Raw genomic sequence first — 17,981 nt, forward strand, 5'->3', positions numbered from 1 at the left:
CCCGCCCATGCACATCGACCTCTGGACGCTGTTGCTGCAGGCCTGCAACCTGGTGGTGTTGCTGCTGTTGCTGCGCTGGCTGTTCTACCGCCCCTTGTTGGCCGTGATCGAGGCCCGGCGCCAGGCCGTGCAGCAGACCCTGTCTGAGGCCCAGGCCGCTCGCGATCAGGCCCGTGCCCAACTGAGCGCGCTCGATCAGCAGCGCCAGACCGCCGACCTGGCGGCCCAGGCGGTGCTGCAGACGGCCCGTGAGCAAGCCGAGAAAGACAGCGCGGCCCGCCTGGAGGCGGCCCGGGTCGCCGTGCGCCAATGCCTGCAAGAGGCCCAGGCCCAGATCGGGCGCGAGCGCGTGCAGGCCGGCACGGCCCTGTACCAGGCCTCGGCCACCTTGGCCACCGAACTGGCGCAGCGCCTGCTGAACCTCACCCCCGTGCCCGACGAGGCCTTCTGGCCGGCCCTGCTGGCCCGCCTGCAGGCCACCCCGGCCGCGCAACGGGCGCAGTGGCTGGCCACGGGCCACAGTGCCCCGGTGCTGGAGGTGGCCAGTGCCCATCCCTTGCCACAGCCGGTGCAGGCGCGGCTGACCCTGGACCTGCAGGGCGTCTTGAGCCCCGACGGCGACCCCGGGGAGGGCGTTGAGCTGGGCTGCGTGTTCAAGCCCGATGCCACCTTGCTGTGCGGCCTGGAGTTGCGCTTCGCCCATGGTGTGCTGGGCCTGAACTGGGCGGCCGAGTTGCAGGCGGCCCGGGCCGAGTTGCAACAACTGGCGGACCAGCCTGCACCGGAGCAGAGGGCATGACGGCCGCAGAACTGAGCTCGGAACCGAACACCGACCTGACCCTGGGCCTGGCCGCTTGGCGTGAGCGCGCCAGTGCACAACTGGGCTGTCTGCAGCCGCAGGCGCGCTTTGAGGAGCGGGGCCGGGTGCTCAGTGCGGCCGACGGCATTGCCCGGGTCACGGGCCTGCGCGGTGCACGGCTCAATGAGTTGCTGCATTTTGACGATGGGCGCCTGGGCTATGTGGCCGGCCTGCAGGCCGACAGCCTGGCCTGCGTGCTGCTGGACGATAGCCGCCGCCTGCGGGCCGGCGAAGCCGTGTTGCGCAGTGGCGACGTGGTGCGCGTGCCGGTGGGGCCGGCCCTGCTGGGCCGGGTGGTGGACCCGCTGGGTCGCCCGCTGGACGGCGCTGGCCCCATCGAGGCCAGTGACTGGTTGCCGGCCGAGCGCCCGGCCCCGGGCATCCTTGACCGCGACCTGGTGCATGAGCCGGTGCACACCGGCACCCTGGCCGTGGATGCGCTGTTCCCGCTGGGCCGCGGCCAGCGCGAGCTGATCATTGGCGACCGGGGCACCGGCAAGACCGCCTTGGCGCTGGACGCCTTGCTGGCCCAGCGCGACACCGATCTGGTCTGCGTCTACATCTCGGTGGGCCAGAAAAGCGAGTCGGCCGCTGCCGTGATCGAGGCTTTGAGGCGCCAGGGCAGTCTGGCGCGCAGCATCGTGGTGGTGGCCAGCGGCACCGACGCACCGGGCCTGCAGTGGCTGGCGCCGTTTGCCGGCTTTTCGATGGCCGAGTATTTTCGCGACCGCGGCGGCCATGCCCTGGTGGTGGTCGACGACCTCAGCCAGCACGCCGCCACCCACCGCGAATTGGCCCTGCTGATGCAACAGCCCCCGGGCCGCGAGGCCTACCCGGGCGACATCTTCTATGTGCATGCCCGTTTGCTGGAGCGCGCGGCCAAACTTTCGGCCGCACGGGGCGGGGGCTCGCTGACCGCCTTGCCCATTGCCCAGACCGAGGCCGGCAACCTGTCGGCCTACATTCCCACCAACCTGATCTCCATCACCGACGGTCAGATCGTGCTGGACAGCCGCCTGTTCGACCTGGGCCAGTTGCCGGCGGTGGACACCGGCCTCAGCGTGAGCCGTGTGGGCGGCAAGACCCAGGCGCCTCTGATGCGCGAGGCGGTGAACTCGCTGCGCCTGGACTACGCGGTGTTCCAGGAGTTGGAGATGTTCACCCGCTTCGGCACCGAGCTGGACACCCGGGTGCAGCAGCAGATGGCGCGGGGCCGATGCATCCGTGCGGTGCTGGCCCAGCCCCGGCTGGCGCCCCAGCCCGCGGCGCTGCAACTGGCCTTGCTGATGGCGCTGCAGTCCGGTTGGTTGGATGGCCAGAACCTGGCCGGTCTACCGGCCTTGCTGGAGCGCTTGCGCGGGGCCTTGCCCGGTGTGCCTGAGTTGGCCGCACGGCTGGCTTCTCGCGAGGCCCTCGATGCCCCGGCCTTGAAGGGCTTGCAGCAAGACCTGGGCCACTGGTTCAGCCAGGTGGCTGACGTGCCCGCCCGAGGCCCGGCATGAGTCAGACCGGTCCGGCCGAGGTGCAGGCCCGCCTGGCCACCGTGACGGGCTTTGGCGGGCTGGTCAATGCCATGCGGGGCATGGCGGCGGCCCGGGCGCAACAGGCCCGCAGCTTGATCGTCGGGGTCAACACCTATGCCGACACCGTGGCCCAGGCCATGGGCCAGGTGCTGAGCCTGCTGCCGACCGACCAGGCCCCCGACGCCCGGGCCGGCCTGCCGGGCAGCGCCACCGCTCGGGCGCAGGGCCTGTGCCTGGTGTTTGGGGCCGAGCAAGGCTTCAACGGCGGGTTTTCCGAACAGGTGCTGGCCGCCATCCCCCGAGCGGCCCCAGGGGCGCCCGGTCTCCGTTGTCTGGTGCTGGGTTCGCAGACCCAGCGGCTGGCAGCCGCCCGCGGCCTGGCGGTGGAGGGCGGTGCGCCTTTGGTGGCCCACGCCGAATCAGCCTTGGCGGCCGGCGAACGCCTCCATGCCTTGTTGCTGGAGTCCTTGCACCGCCAGCCGGCGAACGCGGTCGAGATGGTCTATGCCGAACTGGGGCCGGGCCAGCACTTTCAGGTGGTGTGCCGTCGCCTGCTGCCGCTGGACTGGCAGGCCCTGCCCGAGGCTGCGCGTGTGGCCCCGGTGGTGCATGAAAGCCCCGAGCGCCTGCTGCAGGGCCTGGCTGGCGAGTACGTGGCCGCCCGCCTGGCCCAGGCCGTGCTGCACAGCCACGCCAGCGAGAACCTGTCGCGCCTGCAGGCCATGGCGGCCGCGCAAGAGAACATCGGGCACCTGAAAGAGAGCCTGCAGGCCGACGAACGCCGCCTGCGCCAGGAAGCCATCACGGCCGAGGTGGTCGAACTGGCCGCCGGCCTGCGCAGCCTGCCCCACCCAGGCTGAGCGGCCAGACCGCCAGACCGCCGTGTTGGTCGGCGTGCCTGGGGTCTCTGGTGGCCGCCTGCGCGGGTGCTGTGCCAGCCAGCCGATCGGCTCGGTTCGGTCCGGTTCGGTTCTTCGCCCGACGGCGGCCTTGGGGGCCGGATGGGCGGGCCATTTCGGGGCCATTTTGCAGCGCCCCGATGGCTAGACTGACCGATCCACCGGAGACACCCCATGCGCTTGTTCAAACCCTTGTCGATCCTGTTGATGGCTTGCGCCGGTCTGGCCCAGGCACCCGCCGAGGCCCAGGGCCAGGGCCTGCAGGCCCCGCTGCAGCAAAGCTTGGCCGAGCTGGTCAGCCGCATCAACCAGCCCCAGCCCGAGCTGATGGCCATTTTTGCCCCCGTGTTCCGCGATCAGGTCAGTGCCTCGTCCCTGGAGGCCCTGCTGGCCGACCTGCGCAGCCGCCTGGGCCCTTGTCGGCCTCTGGCCCAGGCCCCGGGGCCGACACCCAGCTCTGCCAGCGTGCTGCTGCGCTGCGAGCGCGGCATCCAGGCCCTCGACCTCAGCATCGAGGCCGAGGCGCCGCACCGGATCAATGGCTTTTTCGTGCGGCAGCGTTATGCGGTGGAGAATGCGCCATGAGGACCACTCAACAAATCGGATTGAAGTCAAATGTCCCTTTGACGGACAGTGCCGAAGGGCATAGATTGCTACTTGGTATTACTAAGTGATAAGAAGCAGCCATGGCAACATCACTCAAAATTGACGATTCGCTGAAAAGCCGCGTCCACTCCCTCGCCAGCCAGCGCCGCCGTTCGCCGCACTGGATCATGCTCGAAGCCATCCAGCAATATGTCGAGCGCGAGGAAGCCCGCGAGAGCTTCAAGCAGGAAGCCTTGGCTTCTTGGGCGGCTTATCAGGAAACCGGACGACACCTGACTGACCAGGAGGTGCGCACTTGGTTAAACACATGGGGCACCAAGGACGAAAAAGTGCTGCCTGAGTGCCACGAGTAATCGTCACCGAAGGTGCGGCGCAAGGCTTGGATCGATGCCGGCGCTTCCTCGCCGTCAAGGCGCCGGATGCCGCCAGGCGAGCCGGTCAGGCCATCGAACGGCAATTCCTGCTGTTGGAAACGGCTCCAGACATTGGTCGGCCACTTCCTGATATGGCGGAGCTGCGCGAACTGGTGATTGCCTTCGGGGATTCTGGCTATGTCGCCCTGTACCGGCACGAACCGGCTGCCGATGCGGTCTATGTCCTGGCATTCCGGCACCAAAAAGAGGCGGGCTACTGATGAGCATGAACGAATTCCACCGACTGGCTGCAAAGATCGACAGCACGTGCAACAGCTTGCCTCTCAGGGCGTCAGCGAGGCCCATGCCATCATCAACCGCATGATGGGGTACGGAGCCGACCTGGCGTCTCCTTCTCTGCGCAGCGGTACATGCTGTGGGGGATCCGATGAGGCTCTGAGCCGCCCACCTTTTCATCACGATGCCGCCACCGCCCGCCCATCAAAGGCCCCGCCCGTCAGCACCTGATCGCGCAGGGTGACCGGTTTCTTGCCGGGCAGCAGCGGGAAGACCAGCTCCGCGAAGCGGATGGCTTCTTCGAGGTGGGGGTAGCCTGACAGCACAAAGCTGTCCACGCCCAGGTCGGCGTATTCCTTCAGGCGCTTGGCGACGGTTTCGGGGTCGCCCACCAGGGCGGTGCCGGCGCCACCGCGCACCAGGCCCACGCCGGCCCACAGATCGGGGCTGATCTCGAGCTTGTCGCGCTGGCCGCCATGCAGTTCGGCCATGCGGCGCTGGCCGACCGAATCCACGCGCTTGAAGTTCTGCTGGGCCGCGGCGATGTCGGCATCGCTCAGTCGGCTGATCAGGCGCTCGGCTTCGGCCCAGGCCTCGGCCCGGGTTTCGCGCACGATCACCTGAAGGCGCACGCCAAAGCGCACGGTGCGGCCATGCTGGGCGGCCCGGGCGCGCACATCGGCGATCTTTTCGGCCACTTGAGCGGGCGGTTCGCCCCAGCTCAGGTAGGCGTCGACATGCTTGGCCGCCAGCTCGTGCGCGGCCGGTGACGAGCCGCCAAAGTACAGCGGCGGGTAGGGCTGGCTGACCGGCGGGAAGTGGTTCCTGGCCCCTTGCACCTGCAGGTGCTGGCCCTTGAAGTCCACGGTTTCGCCCTGCAGCAGGCGCTTCCACACGGTCAGAAATTCGTCCGCTGCATCGTAGCGGGCGTCGTGGTCCAGAAACACGCCGTCGGCGGCCAGTTCGGTGGCATCCCCACCGGGCACCACGTTGAGCAGCAGGCGGCCGCCCAGGGCCTGGTCCAGCGTGGCGGCCTGGCGGGCCGATGCCGTTGGGCCCGACAGCGAGGTGCGCAGCGCCACCAGCAGCTTGATGCGTTGCGTGGCACCGACCAGGCTGGAGGCCGTCACCCAAGGGTCCAGGCAGGAACTGCCGGTGGGGATCAGCAAGCCGTCATAGCCCAGTTGCTCGGCGGTCACCGCGATCTGGCGCATGTAGGCGTTGGTGGCGGGGCGGCCGAAGTCGGACTTGCCCAGGTAGCGCGTGTCGCCCGAGGTGGGCAGGAACCAGAAGATGTCGAGGCTCATGGTGTTCTCTTTTTCCTTGTGTTTGAAAAATGAGGGAAAGGGGTGAAGCTGCTGCGTGGTGTGGATGTTTGTTTGGAACGCGGGCAAGGGTGGACAAGGGCGGCCCAGGGCCGCCTTGGCATCAGGGCGCCAGGTACAGCTCGGAGAAGCTGCCGCGGATGCCCTCGCCGGTGGGCGCGTATTGGTGAACGCGCTTGCTGCTCACGGTCACGTTCGGGTTGGCACCCACCTCGATCGACGGGATGTCCTTGTGCACCTGCTGCTGGAAGGCCACGAACAGCTCGCGCCGCTTGGCTTCGTCCACCTCGACAGCGGCGGCCTCCAGCAGGCGGTCCACCTCGGGGTTGACGTAGTGCGGTGCGTTCGAGAACGGCAGGCCGACCTTGAAGTTCTTGGACCAGAAGATGCGCTGCACGCCCACCGAGGGGTCGAAGATGTTGGTCAGCGATTCGAAGGTGATGTCAAAAGCGCGGTCGGTGTAGGCCTTGGTCACGTAGGTGGCAAAGTCGTAGGCCTCGATGTTGGCGTCCACGCCGATGCGGCCCAGTGACTGGCGCACAAAGTCGACCGCCCGGCGGTCGACAAAGGGGTTGAACAGCAGGCGCAGCTTCAGGCGCGTGCCTTGGGCGTCGCGCTTGTAGCCGGCGGTGTCCAGCTCAGCCTCGGCCTGCTTGGGGTTGAAGGGGTAGGGCTGGATGCTCTTGTCGTGGTAGCGGCTTTGCAAGGTGCCGATGGGCGAGGCCGACAACTTGCCCAGGCCCAGCCAGACGGTGCGGTTGAAGGCATTCAGGTCGATGGCCTGGGCCAGGGCGCGGCGCACCTCGATCTTCTGCAGCGCCGGGGTGTCCAGGTTGAAGTAGATCTGCTGGTGGTCGCCCACATAGGCCCAGTTGCGCGATTCCACATTCACGTTGGGCAGCTTCTTGAAGCGTTCCACATCGGTGATCGGAATGCCGCCACCACCCGCGCCCAGGTCCAGGCTGCCTGATTCCAGCGCGGCGGCGCGTGCGGCCGAATCGGTGACAAAGCGCACCACCACGCGGTCCAGGTAAGGCTTGGGCTTGTCCCAGTAGTGGGGGTTGCGCTCCAGGATGATGTGGCTGCCTTGCACCCACTCCTTGAACACAAAAGGCCCGGTGCCCACGGGGGCGCTGTTGTATTTGCTGGTGGCCACGTCGCCGCCTTCGTACAGGTGCTTGGGCACGATGGGCGATTCGGCCGCGGCCAGGGCGGTCAGCAGAAAGGGCGAGGGCTTGCTGAGCACGATCACCGCGGTGTGGGCATCCGGGGTGCGCACCTCGGTCACGTTGGCAAAGGTGGCGCGGCCGCGTGGGTGCACCTGTTTCAAGGTGTTGATCGAGAAGGCCACGTCGGCGGCAGTGAAATCCTTGCCGTCGTGCCATTTCACGCCGCGGCGCAGCTCGAACCTGTACTGCAGGCCATCCTTGCTGACGGCCCAGGCCGTGGCCAGCAGGGGCTTGGGGCGCAGCTCTTCGTCGTAGGTGAGCAGGCCTTCCACGATCTTGGGGCCGATCTCGGTGTTGCCGCCGGCCGTGGTGGTCAGGGGCACGATGGACGCGGGCACCGGGCTGATCGCCCAGTTGAGGGTGCCACCCGGCTTGGCCTGGGCCAGGGCGGCCGGGCCGCTCAGGGCCAGCAGGCCGGCCGTGGACAGGGCCAGGACCCGGCGGCGGTTCAAGGCGGTTGGGAAGAAGGGCAGGGTGCTTGCGGACATGCGCGTGTTCTCGGGTTGCAAAAGTCTTGGACCTGCGCATGGTCCGGCCCGGCCACCCCCCTGACAACGAATCTTTGGTCGCTTGCTAACTACTTTTCTGCTGCCTGGGTGTGGGGTGGCGTTGGGGGCGGGCCTGCGGCGCGCGTTCATGAAACGTGCATGCATAGAACGATTTGTTCGTTGGCCACGGGGGAGGGGCTGGCTAGCATCGCCCACTTTCAGACCTTCCAAGGCCCCTCTCATGTTGTTTCATGCCTTTCAGGCCCCCCACCGGAGCGTGCCATGAGCCTGAGCGCTGAGCGTTGGCGTGCCATCGGGCGGACCCTGCGCCGCACGGCCTGGCAGGCCCTGCCGACCGTGCTGGGCGTGGTGGTGCTCAACTTCTTTTTGATGCAACTGGTGCCGGGCGATGCCGCTGACGTGGTGGCCGCTGAATCGGGCTCGGCCACGGCCGAGACCATGGCGCAGCTGCGCCACCATTTCGGGCTGGACCTGCCGGTGCTGCACCAACTGGCCAACTACCTCAGCCACCTGGCGCACTTCAGCCTGGGCACCTCACCGCGCTACAACCTGCCGGTGACCGAGCTGATCGGCGCGCGCCTGGGCAACACCTTGTTGTTGATGGTGGCGGCCCTCAGCCTGGCCCTGGCCCTGGGCATTGCGCTGGGCACCGTGATGGCCAGCCGGGTCGGGCGCTGGCCCGACCGGGTGCTGTCGGTGCTGGCCCTGTTGCTGTATTCCACCCCGGGCTTCTGGCTGGGGCTGATGGCCATCGTGCTGTTTTCGGTCAAGCTGGGCTGGTTGCCCACCGGCGGCAGCGGCAGCATCGGCGCCGGCTTGAGCGGGCTGGACCGGGTGCTCGACACCCTGCGCCATCTGGTGCTGCCGGCCCTGGCCATGGCGGGCTTCTATGTGGCGATCTTCTCGCGCCTGACCCGGGCCGCCATGCTCGAGGTCAGCCAGCAGGACTTTGTGCGCACGGCCATCGCCAAGGGCCTGCACCCCTGGGCGGTCACGCTGCGCCATGTGCTGCGCAACGCGCTGATCCCCGTCACCACCGTGGCCGGTATGCACTTCGGCACCCTGCTGGGCGGTGCCGTGGTGGTCGAGACCGTGTTCAGCTGGCCCGGGCTGGGGCGGCTGGCCTTCGAGTCGGTGATGGCGCGTGACTACACCGTGCTGCTGGGCATTTTGCTGATGTCTTCGCTGCTGGTGATCCTGGCCAATCTGCTGGTCGATCTGCTGCATGCCGCGCTGGACCCGCGCATCGGGTTGCGCTGAGGCGCGCCCGCGGAACCCCACCTCTTGAATCTGTCACTCGGAGAGCGCCAACGTGTCGTCTGTTCCTTTGTCTGCCAGCACCGGCGTGGCCGCCCACGTGCCTGGCGTGGCCCTGCAGCCTGCGCCCGCTCTGCTCGTACCAGAACCCGCCCCCCGTCGCTTCGTGGCCCTGAAGACCTTGCTGCGCAACCCGGCGGCCGTGCTGGGGGCGGTGATCCTGCTGGGCATGACCGCCCTGGCGCTGCTGGCGCCCTGGCTGTTCCCGGGCGACCCGCTCGACATGGTGGCCCAGCCCCTGCTGTGGCCGGGGCAGGACGCGGCCTACCCGCTGGGCAGCGACTCACTGGGCCGCGATGTGCTGGCCGGGATGGCCCATGGCGCCCGTGTGTCGCTGGCGGTGGGCGTGGTGGCGGCCGTGCTCAGCCTGGCCATCGGCATCGCGGTGGGCGCCACGGCGGGTTACCTGGGCGGTGTGGTGGATGACGTGCTGGTGCGCCTGACCGAGCTGGTGCAGACCGTGCCCACCTTTTTGCTGGTGATCGTGGTGGTGGCCATCGGTCGCCCCTCGGTAGGGGTGATCGTGCTGGCCATCGGCCTGGCTTCATGGCCCGTGATTGCGCGTCTGGTGCGGGCCGAGTTCCGCACCCTGCGCGAGGCCGAGTTTGTGCTGGCGGCGCGCAGCCAGGGTTTCAGCCACCTGCGCATCATGGCGCAAGAGATGCTGCCCAATGCCTTGCCGCCGGTGATCGTCACCACCTCGGTGCTGGTGGCCAGTGCCATCCTGATCGAGTCGGCCTTGTCCTTTCTCGGCATGGGCGACCCGAATGCCGTCTCGTGGGGCAGCATGATCGGCGAGGGGCGCGAGCTGCTGCGCACCGCCTGGTTTCTGACCGCCTTGCCCGGCGCGGCCATTGTGTTGACCGTGCTGGCCCTGAACCTGCTGGGCGACGGCCTGAACGACGCCTTCAACCCGCGCCTGCGTGGCCGTTGACACTGAACCTCACCGCGTGCTCACCATGACCCTCTCCATTGCATCCCAGCAGGCCGCCCAGGCCCAGGCTCCCCTGCTCGACATCCAGGACCTGAGCATCGCGTTTCGCGGCTCCCAGGGTTGGGTCCATGCCGTCAGCCATCTGAACCTCAGCCTGCAGCGCGGCGAAACCCTGGCCCTGGTGGGCGAGTCGGGTTGCGGCAAATCGACCACGGCCCTGTCGCTGCTGCGCCTGCTGGCCCCCGGGGCCGAGGTGACAGGCCGGCTGCTGTTCGAGGGGCGCGACATCCTGCAACTGCGCCCGCCCGAGCTGCGGGCCCTGCGCGGGCGCGAGATTTCGATGATCTTCCAGGAGCCCATGACCTCGCTCAACCCAGTGCACACCATCGGGGCCCAGATCGCCGAGACCCTGCGCCTGCATGAAGGCCTGTCGGCCCTGGCGGCCCGGCGCCGCGCCATCGAACTGCTGGACCTGGTGCGCATCCCCGAGCCGCAGCGACGCATCGATGACCACCCGCACAAGCTGTCGGGCGGGCAGCGCCAGCGCGTGATGATCGCCATGGCCGTGGCCTGCCGCCCGCGCCTGCTGGTGGCCGATGAGCCGACCACCGCGCTCGATGTCACCATCCAGGCCCAGATCCTGGAGCTGCTGGACGGCCTGCGCCGTGAACTCGACATGGCCTTGCTGCTGATCACCCACGACCTGGGCGTGGTCTCGCAATGGGCCGATCGCGTGGCCGTGATGTTCGGTGGCGAAAAAGTCGAAGAGGCTGACACGGCCACCCTGTTTGCCCAGCCCCGCCACGCCTACACCCGCGGCCTGCTGGGGGCCTCGCTGCACGCCGGCCAGGTGCCGCACAGCAGCGAACGCCGCCTGCCCGAGATCAACACCGCCATCGACCCGGCCACGGGCCAGCGCCGCTTCGAGCTGGTGCAGCCGGCGCGCCGGGCCCCGCAGCCCGCCGTGCTGCCCACCGGCCAGCCCCTGCTGCAGGTGCAGGACCTGCGCACCGCCTACCGGGGGCGCGATGGGGCCTTGGTGCATGCGGTGGATGGGGTGTCGTTCGAACTGCGGGCCGGCGAGACGCTGGGCCTGGTGGGCGAGTCGGGCTGCGGCAAGTCCACCCTGTCCAAGACCCTGCTGCGCCTGCTCGACCCGGCCGAGGGCCGCATCGTGCTCGACGGCACCGACATCGCCGGGCTGCCTGAGCGAGCGCTCAAGCCCTGGCGGCGCAGCATCCAGATGGTGTTCCAGGACCCGTATGCCTCGCTCAACCCCCGGCGCAGCGTGCAGGACATCCTGGACACGGTGCTCAAGGTGCATGACGTGGCCTCACGCGAGGAGCGCCGCCGCCGCATCGGTGAGATCCTGGAGCGTGTGGGCCTGCCCGCCTCGGCCGCCAGCCGCTACCCCAATGAGTTCTCGGGCGGCCAGCGCCAGCGCATCGGCATAGCTCGGGCGCTGGTGGTGCGGCCCGCCCTGGTGGTGCTCGACGAGCCGGTGTCGGCGCTCGACGTGTCCATCCAGGCGCAGATCCTGAACCTGCTGGTCGATCTCAAGCAGGATTTCGGCCTGTCCTACCTGTTCATCTCGCACGACCTGTCGGTGGTGCGCCACATCGCCGACCGGGTGATGGTGATGAACCAGGGCCGCATCGTCGAGGCCGGCCACCACCGCGAGATCTGGGAGCGACCGCAACACCCGTACACCCGCAGCCTGATCCAGGCGGCACCGCACGCGGACCGACGCCGCGCGGCCTGACCTGGACCCGGCAAGACGGGCGCGGTGAGCGCCCTGCAGGCTGGCGAATGGGGTGCTAAAGTGCCCCTCACCCCGCAGGGCGCCGCCCTCAGAACGGGGCCAGGAGACCTGTACCCCATGAGTGACGATTCCTCTGCGGCCAAGCCGCCCCGCTACCGTTCGGCCACCCTGGTCGAAGGCACCATCCGCGCCACCACGCGCAGCTTTTTGTACGCCCTGGGGCAGGACGATGAGGACATCGCCCGGCCCCACATCGGTGTGTTTCACACCGGCGGTGAGATGAGCCCCTGCAACCTCAACCTGCGCGAGCAGGCCCAACATGCCAAGACCGGCATCTACGCCGCGGGCGGCACACCGCACGAATGCCCGGTGGTGTCGGTGAGCGACGGCCTGACCATGGCCCACTCGGGCATGCGCTTTTCGCTGGTCTCGCGCGAGCTGATTGCCGACAGCGTCGAGGCCTCGGTGCGCGGCCACCAATGGGACGGCATCTTTGCCATCGGGGCCTGCGACAAGAACCTGCCGGGCCTGATGATGGGCATCGTGCGCTGCAACGTGCCCGGCGTGTTCGTGCATGGCGGCTCGGCGTTGCCGGGGCAGATGCCCGGGCCCGACGGGCGCGACCTCAATGTGGTCGATACCTACGAGACCATCGGCCAGGTGTTGGCCGGCCAGGCCAGCACCGAGGAACTGGCCCAGGTCAGCCACGCCTGCCTGCCCACGGCCGGGGCTTGTGCCGGCCAGTTCACGGCCAACACCATGGGCATGGTCAGCGAGGCCCTGGGCCTGGCGCCCATCGGCTCCAGCATGCTGCCCGCCGTGTTCAGCGAGCGCGCGCCCTTGATGCGGCGCACGGCACGCCAGTTGATGGCGGCGGTGCAGGCCTCTTTGACCGGCGGCGGGCCCCTGCCGCGCGAGGTGATCACGCGTGAGGCGCTGGAGAACGCCTGCGCCGTGGTGTCGGCCACGGGGGGCTCGACGAATGCGGCCCTGCACATCCCGGCCATCGCACACGAGGCCGGCATCCGCTTTCACCTCGACGACGTGGCCGAGGTCTTCGCCCGCACCCCGCTGATCGCCGACCTGCGCCCCGGTGGCCGTTACCTGGCGCGCGATGTGCACTACATCGGCGGGGCCGGGGTGATCCTGCGCGAGTTGCTGGCGGGCGGCTACCTGCATGGCCAGGCCCTGACCTACACCGGGCGCACCCTGGCCGAAGAACTGGCCACGGCGGGCGCCCCCGATGGGCGCGTGGTGCGGCCCATCGACCAGGCCCTGAGCCGCGACGGTGGCGTGGCCGTGCTCAAGGGCAATCTGTGCCCCGATGGGGCCCTGCTCAAGACGGCCGGCCTCAAAACCCTGGTGCACACCGGCCCCGCGCGGGTGTTCGAGAGCGAGGAAGAGGCCCAGGCCGCCGTGCAGGGCCTGCGCTACCAGGTGGGCGATGTGATCGTGATCCGCAACGAAGGCCCCCAGGGCAGCCCTGGCATGCGCGAGATGCTGGGCATCACCGCTTTGCTGTATGGGCAGGGGGTGGGCGACAAGGTGGCCTTGTTGACCGACGGTCGCTTTTCAGGGGCCACCCGCGGCCTGTGCATCGGCTATGGCGGGCCCGAGGCCGTGGCCGGGGGCCCGATCGGGCTGCTGCAGGACGGCGACATCGTGCGCATCGATGCCCGGCCCGAGGCGCGCAGCATCAGCGTGGACTTGAGCGAGGCCGAACTGGCCCGGCGTGCCGCTGCTGCAGCCCGCCACCAGCGCCCGCCGCTGGGCGGCGTGCTGGAGAAGTACGCCGCCACCGTGCGCCCGGCGCACCAGGGCGCGGTCACCCATTCTGGGGGCGTGGTGTGGCTGCGTGACGACAGCTGATGCCGGCGCTTTCCGTATGATCCGGCGGCCCGGCACACGCCGGGGCCACTGCTGGAACCTGACATGAGCAAACTGGGTCTGACCCGCGAAAAAATCTACAAAACTGTGGCCCGCCAGCTGCACGGCCAGGTGCCGTGCTGGGTGTGCGGCCAGCATGTGCCCCATGCCGAGGCCACGCTGGAGCACATCCAGCCCTTGAGCGAGGGGGGCAACAGCCACCTGGAGAACCTCGCCATCAGCCACGGCCATTGCAACAGCCAGCGCCATGCCAAAGGGGCGGCAGGCTGAGTCATGAATTCTTGATCTTCATCAAGTTGATGGCGCCCGAGACCAGCATCTTGGGTCAAGTGGTTACATTTAGAAACTAACATGGCCCCCCTGGGGCCTTCGGTCCTGGCCGCGCCATTGTTCGCACCCTGTCCTGTACCCCTGTCATGAACCACACTGCCTCCGCCTCCTCGGGCCACAAGCTCGCCCACACCCTGTCTGGCCTCATGGGGGCGCTGGTTCTGGGATGCATGACCGTCGGGGGCCTGGCCCTGACGGCCGTGACCTGGATCGACGGCGAGGCCTTGCAGGCCCAGCAGGCGCTGGCCGAGCGCCATCAACTGGTGCTGCGCTGGCAGGCCGAGATTCGCATCACCAACGATGCCGCACTGTCGTCCGTGATGAACACCAACCCGGTGTCCCAGGGCGTGCTGGACCAGCGGGTGCAGGCCGGCTCGGCCGCCATTGCCGAGCTCAGCGCCCAGCTGGGCCGGGCCCAGGCCAGCGAGGCCGAAAAGCAAGCCATGGCCCAGGTGCAGCAGCAGGGCACCCAGGTCGCGGCGGCCATTGCCAAGCTGCAGCAGACCAAGGCGGCGGGCGAACTCGCCCGGGCCGTGCTGGGCGTGAACCGCGAACTCAAACCCCTGGTCGAGGCGCAGCTGAAATCGCTGCAGGCCTACAGCGCCCAGGTGGCCCAGGCCACGGCCGATCAGGCCAAGGCCTATGAAACCCAACGCCGCGACGTGCTGTGGTTGGCTCTGGCCGGTGCTGCCGTGGCCGTGGCGCTGGGCCTGGGCTTGAGCCTGCGCATCAGCCGCCGGATCGCGCGCGACATCGAAGCGGGCCTGCGCACCGCCGAGGCGATCGCCGCGGGCGATCTGGGGCAGTCGGTGCAGTCGCAACGCCGGGATGAACTCGGGGACCTGGTGCGCGCCCTGGAGCGCATGCGTCAGCGCCTGGGGGGCACCTTGCGCGACATCCAGCATTCGGTGGGCCAGATGGCCACCGCCACCCGTGAGATCGCCAGCGGCAACCAGGACCTGCACCAGCGCAGCGAACAGGCCGCCGATGAGCTCAAGACCACGGCCGATGCGATGGGCGAGATCCATCAGGGCATGCAGCAGGCGGCCAATGCCGCGGTCACGGCCCGGCATCTGGCCGAACAGACCTCTGAGGTGGCTGGCCGGGGCGGTGCGGTGGTGGGCGAGGTGGTCAGCACCATGGATCAGATCTCGCAGGCCAGCCGCCGCATCGCCGACATTGTGGGCGTGATCGACGGTATTGCCTTCCAGACCAACATCCTGGCCTTGAACGCCGCCGTCGAGGCAGCCCGTGCCGGTGAGGACGGGCGCGGATTTGCGGTGGTGGCTGGCGAGGTGCGCACCCTGGCCCAGCGCTCGGCCGCCGCCGCGCGCGAGATCAAGACCCTGATCGGCGGCAGTGTGGAGCGGGTCGAGGCTGGCTCCCGGCTGGTCACCGATGCCGGCCAGACCATGCGCGAGATCGTGGCTGGCGTGGCCCAGGTGTCCGAGGCCATCCGCCAGATCAGCGACTCGACGGCCTCGCAAAGCCAGGGCATTGAGAGCGTCAATGGTGCCATCGGTCAGCTCGACGCGGTGACCCGCGAAAACACCCGCCGGGTGCAGGACAGCACAGCCGCGGCCCAGGCCTTGCAACATGAGGCCAGTCACCTGGCCGAGGCGGTGGACCGCTTCCGTCTGGCGGCTGCCTGAACCTCGCTGCTGACCTGCCCGGGCCCTGCTCGACAGGGTAGGGCGCAGTCTGTAAGACAATCTCACCCTTTGGCACCCCGGTCCGGGGCTGTGTTCGGGGGGCATGCGGGCTGTGCTGCGGGGCGGCTTGCCGCGCGCGGGCTTTTATCAGAAGACGAGATTTTTTCAGTTGCAAACGAATTTCACCAGCTCTGCGCTGGTCCGCCTGCTGGCCGAGCGCGCCGGTGTGCCAGGGCCTGTTTCCGGGGGGGCAGAGCGCGATTTCGCCGAGCGTCTGAGCCAGTGGCTCAGTGCGTTCGACGCCATCACCCTGCGCGGTGTGCAGCAGCAGCTCCAGGCCCTGGCCGACGGGGCGGCGCCGGCGACACCGCCCACCGAGGCCCAGTTGGCCGCCCTGAAAAAGCTGCTGGAGCGCGTGCGCGGCAGCCTGCTGCGTGGCCTGGCCGATGTGAATGCGGCCGCCGTGGCCTCGGCTGCGGCCGGGCAGGGGCCGGCCTCGCTGCCCGGCATGCGCCTGCCTGCGGGCATGAGCAAGTACGTCGACCAGACCGAATTGCCGGGCGGGGAGGGGACTTATGCCGCATTTCAGCAGCGTTACCTCGATCAGCAGCGCCAGATGGAGACGAAAATCGCGTCCCTGCGCGGCCATGTGCGCCAGGTGCTGGGGGCGGCTACGCCGCGCCTGCAGCAGTTGGCCGCCCTGGACGCTGCGATGGACAAGATGATTGACGCCCGGCGGCAGCAACTGCTGGGTCGGGTCAGTCCGCTGTTGGAGCGGCGCTTCGAGCAGCTGCGCCAGGCCCACGAGGCCGCCCGGGCGGCCCAAGCGCCAGAGGCAGCAGCTGCACCGGGCGCTGACTGGCGGCCAGGCGGCTGGCTGCATGGCTTCAGCCGCGAGTGGCAGGAGGCCCTGGTGGCCGAGTTGGAGGTCCGGCTGCAGCCGGTGGTGGGGTTGATGGAAGCTTTCGGCAACGAGATCGAGAAAAGAATTCAATGAACAGGTTTGTTTTTGCGTTGGCCTTTGCCACGGGGCTGCTGAGCGTGGGCTGGGTGGCCTGGGGTTTTGTCGGGTCGAGCTGGGTGGCCTTGTTGATGACCGGCGTGATTGCCGGGGTGTACCTGTTGGGCGCCTTCGAGGTCCGCCGTTTCAGGGGGGCGACGCAGGCTTTGCAAGAGGCGCTGGAGGGCTTGAGCCAGCCACCGGCCGAGTTGGCCACCTGGCTGCAGCAGCTGCCATCGGCGCTGCGCCACCCCGTGCGCCTGCGGGTCGAGGGCGAGCGGGCCGCCTTGCCGGGCCTGGCGCTCACCCCCTACCTGGTGGGTTTGCTGGTGATGCTGGGCATGCTGGGCACCTTTCTGGGCATGGTGATCACCTTCAAGGGCGCCGTGTTTGCCCTGGAGGGGTCGACCGATCTGCAGGCCATCCGCAGCGCGCTGGCTGCGCCCATCAAGGGCCTGGGCCTGTCGTTTGGCACCTCGGTGGCCGGCGTGGCCGCATCGGCCGTGCTGGGGTTGCTGTCGGCCCTGAGCCGGCGCGAACGGCTGCAGGTCTCGCGCCTGCTGGACAGCCGCGTGGCCGGTGTGCTTCGGCCCTTCTCGCTCAGCCACCAGCGCGAACAGACCTACAAGGCCTTGCAAGGTCAGTCACAAGCCTTGCCGGTGGTGGCCGAACGCCTGCAGACCTTGATGGAACAGCTGGAGCAGCGCAGCGAACGCCTGAACGAACAATTGCTGGCCCGCCAGGACCAGTTCCATCAACAGGCCGGCGTGGCCTACACCGACCTGGCCACGGCCGTGGGCCGTTCGTTGCAGGACAGCCTGAGCGCCGGGGCCCGGGCCGCGGGCGAAAGCATCCAGCCGGTGGTGCAGGCCGCCATGGCTGACATCGCACAGCAGGCTGGGCAACTGCACCAGCGTCTGGGTGAGGTGGCGCAAAGCCAGGCCGAGGGCCTGTCGGCTCAATTCAGTGCCACCGTGGGCCAGGTGGCCGCCCACTGGCAGCAGGCCTTGCAAGAGCAGGCGCAGACCGGGGCCCAGTTGATGCAGGGCCTGGACCAGAGCCTGAGCGCCTTCACGACCGGCTTCGAGCAGCGCTCCTTGCACCTGGTGGAGGGCGTGCACGAGGCGCTGCGCCAGTCACGCACCGAACAGGCCCAGGCCGACCAGCAGCGCCTGCAGGCCTGGACGCAGGGGTTGGGGGGCATGACCCAGGCCTTGCAGGCCGAATGGCGGCAACTGGGGGCCCAGCAACTGGCTCAGCAGCAGGCGGTCTGCACCGCGCTGGAGACCACGGCCGCCACCCTGGATGAGCGCAACGCCCAACAGGCCAGTCGCGTCCGAAGTGACCTGGACCAGGTGGTGGCCCGCTTCGAACAACTGGCCCAGGCCCGGCTCGATGCCGAGGCCCAGGCCCAGGCCGAGCAAGTGGCGGCTGACCGCCAGCGCCTGGAAGCCTGGGGCCAGGCCCTGGGCTCGGTGGCGCAAAGCCTGCAGGGCGAA

General features: G+C 68.9%; 16 protein-coding genes. 14 read left to right on the forward strand and 2 right to left on the reverse strand.

The genetic code is table 11. The annotated features are described in order from the left end of the window. Positions 1 to 7 precede the first annotated feature (7 nt). From AC3WUT_RS02055 to AC3WUT_RS02080, 6 genes are all read left to right on the forward strand, one after another. The gene (locus AC3WUT_RS02055; RefSeq protein WP_492345391.1) at positions 8 to 799 is read left to right on the forward strand and encodes a F0F1 ATP synthase subunit B family protein; all 792 of its coding nucleotides are present in this window, start codon (positions 8 to 10) and stop codon (positions 797 to 799) included. Beyond that, positions 796 to 2,361: a F0F1 ATP synthase subunit alpha gene (locus AC3WUT_RS02060; protein ID WP_492345392.1), complete on the forward strand. Its 1,566-nt coding sequence runs from the start codon at positions 796 to 798 to the stop codon at positions 2,359 to 2,361. The genes AC3WUT_RS02055 and AC3WUT_RS02060 overlap by 4 nt, the downstream gene beginning before the upstream one ends. Beyond that, positions 2,358 to 3,242: a F0F1 ATP synthase subunit gamma gene (locus AC3WUT_RS02065; RefSeq protein ID WP_492345393.1), complete on the forward strand. Its 885-nt coding sequence runs from the start codon at positions 2,358 to 2,360 to the stop codon at positions 3,240 to 3,242. The genes AC3WUT_RS02060 and AC3WUT_RS02065 overlap by 4 nt, the downstream gene beginning before the upstream one ends. 213 nt (positions 3,243 to 3,455) lie before the next feature. After that, positions 3,456 to 3,866 (forward strand): hypothetical protein, encoded by a 411-nt coding sequence (locus AC3WUT_RS02070; protein ID WP_492345394.1) that lies wholly within the window; start codon positions 3,456 to 3,458, stop codon positions 3,864 to 3,866. Between the two features lie 101 nt (positions 3,867 to 3,967). Next, positions 3,968 to 4,240, forward strand: coding sequence for a CopG family ribbon-helix-helix protein (locus tag AC3WUT_RS02075; RefSeq protein ID WP_492345395.1), 273 nt, complete (start codon positions 3,968 to 3,970; stop codon positions 4,238 to 4,240). Continuing rightward, positions 4,228 to 4,521, forward strand: a complete 294-nt coding sequence (locus AC3WUT_RS02080) for a type II toxin-antitoxin system RelE/ParE family toxin (protein ID WP_492345396.1) — start codon at positions 4,228 to 4,230, stop codon at positions 4,519 to 4,521. Before AC3WUT_RS02075 ends, AC3WUT_RS02080 begins: the two co-directional genes overlap by 13 nt. A gap of 195 nt (positions 4,522 to 4,716) precedes the next feature. Here the strand turns inward: AC3WUT_RS02080 and ssuD are convergent, their stop codons facing one another. Then, positions 4,717 to 5,844: an FMNH2-dependent alkanesulfonate monooxygenase gene (gene ssuD, locus AC3WUT_RS02085; protein WP_492345397.1), complete on the reverse strand. Its 1,128-nt coding sequence runs from the start codon at positions 5,842 to 5,844 to the stop codon at positions 4,717 to 4,719. Positions 5,845 to 5,965: 121 nt separating this feature from the next. Next, positions 5,966 to 7,579 (reverse strand): ABC transporter substrate-binding protein, encoded by a 1,614-nt coding sequence (locus AC3WUT_RS02090; protein WP_492345398.1) that lies wholly within the window; start codon positions 7,577 to 7,579, stop codon positions 5,966 to 5,968. Positions 7,580 to 7,861: 282 nt separating this feature from the next. On the opposite strand from AC3WUT_RS02090, the gene AC3WUT_RS02095 reads away from it, so the two are divergent. The 8 genes from AC3WUT_RS02095 to AC3WUT_RS02130 form a co-directional block, all read left to right on the forward strand. Continuing rightward, complete coding sequence (locus AC3WUT_RS02095) at positions 7,862 to 8,860, forward strand: ABC transporter permease (RefSeq protein ID WP_492345399.1); 999 nt, start codon at positions 7,862 to 7,864, stop codon at positions 8,858 to 8,860. 130 nt (positions 8,861 to 8,990) lie between these two features. Continuing rightward, positions 8,991 to 9,851: an ABC transporter permease gene (locus tag AC3WUT_RS02100; RefSeq protein WP_492345602.1), complete on the forward strand. Its 861-nt coding sequence runs from the start codon at positions 8,991 to 8,993 to the stop codon at positions 9,849 to 9,851. 25 nt (positions 9,852 to 9,876) lie between these two features. Continuing rightward, positions 9,877 to 11,613 carry an ABC transporter ATP-binding protein gene (locus AC3WUT_RS02105; RefSeq protein WP_492345400.1) on the forward strand — a complete coding sequence of 579 codons (1,737 nt, stop codon included), beginning with the start codon at positions 9,877 to 9,879 and terminating at the stop codon, positions 11,611 to 11,613. A gap of 117 nt (positions 11,614 to 11,730) precedes the next feature. Next, entirely contained in the window at positions 11,731 to 13,482 is a 1,752-nt protein-coding gene (gene ilvD, locus AC3WUT_RS02110) for a dihydroxy-acid dehydratase (RefSeq protein WP_492345401.1), read from the forward strand. A gap of 63 nt (positions 13,483 to 13,545) precedes the next feature. Further along, positions 13,546 to 13,770, forward strand: coding sequence for an HNH endonuclease (locus AC3WUT_RS02115; RefSeq protein ID WP_492345402.1), 225 nt, complete (start codon positions 13,546 to 13,548; stop codon positions 13,768 to 13,770). A 146-nt stretch (positions 13,771 to 13,916) separates the two neighbouring features. Beyond that, complete coding sequence (locus AC3WUT_RS02120; protein ID WP_492345403.1) at positions 13,917 to 15,482, forward strand: methyl-accepting chemotaxis protein; 1,566 nt, start codon at positions 13,917 to 13,919, stop codon at positions 15,480 to 15,482. Positions 15,483 to 15,651: 169 nt separating this feature from the next. Continuing rightward, positions 15,652 to 16,479: a DUF3348 family protein gene (locus AC3WUT_RS02125; protein ID WP_492345404.1), complete on the forward strand. Its 828-nt coding sequence runs from the start codon at positions 15,652 to 15,654 to the stop codon at positions 16,477 to 16,479. Continuing rightward, positions 16,476 to 17,981: DUF802 domain-containing protein (locus AC3WUT_RS02130; protein WP_492345405.1), on the forward strand; the 1,506-nt coding region annotated here is incomplete at its 3' end. The genes AC3WUT_RS02125 and AC3WUT_RS02130, both read left to right, overlap by 4 nt.

The organism is Curvibacter sp. EU05-FHT14A10 (assembly GCF_058791075.1).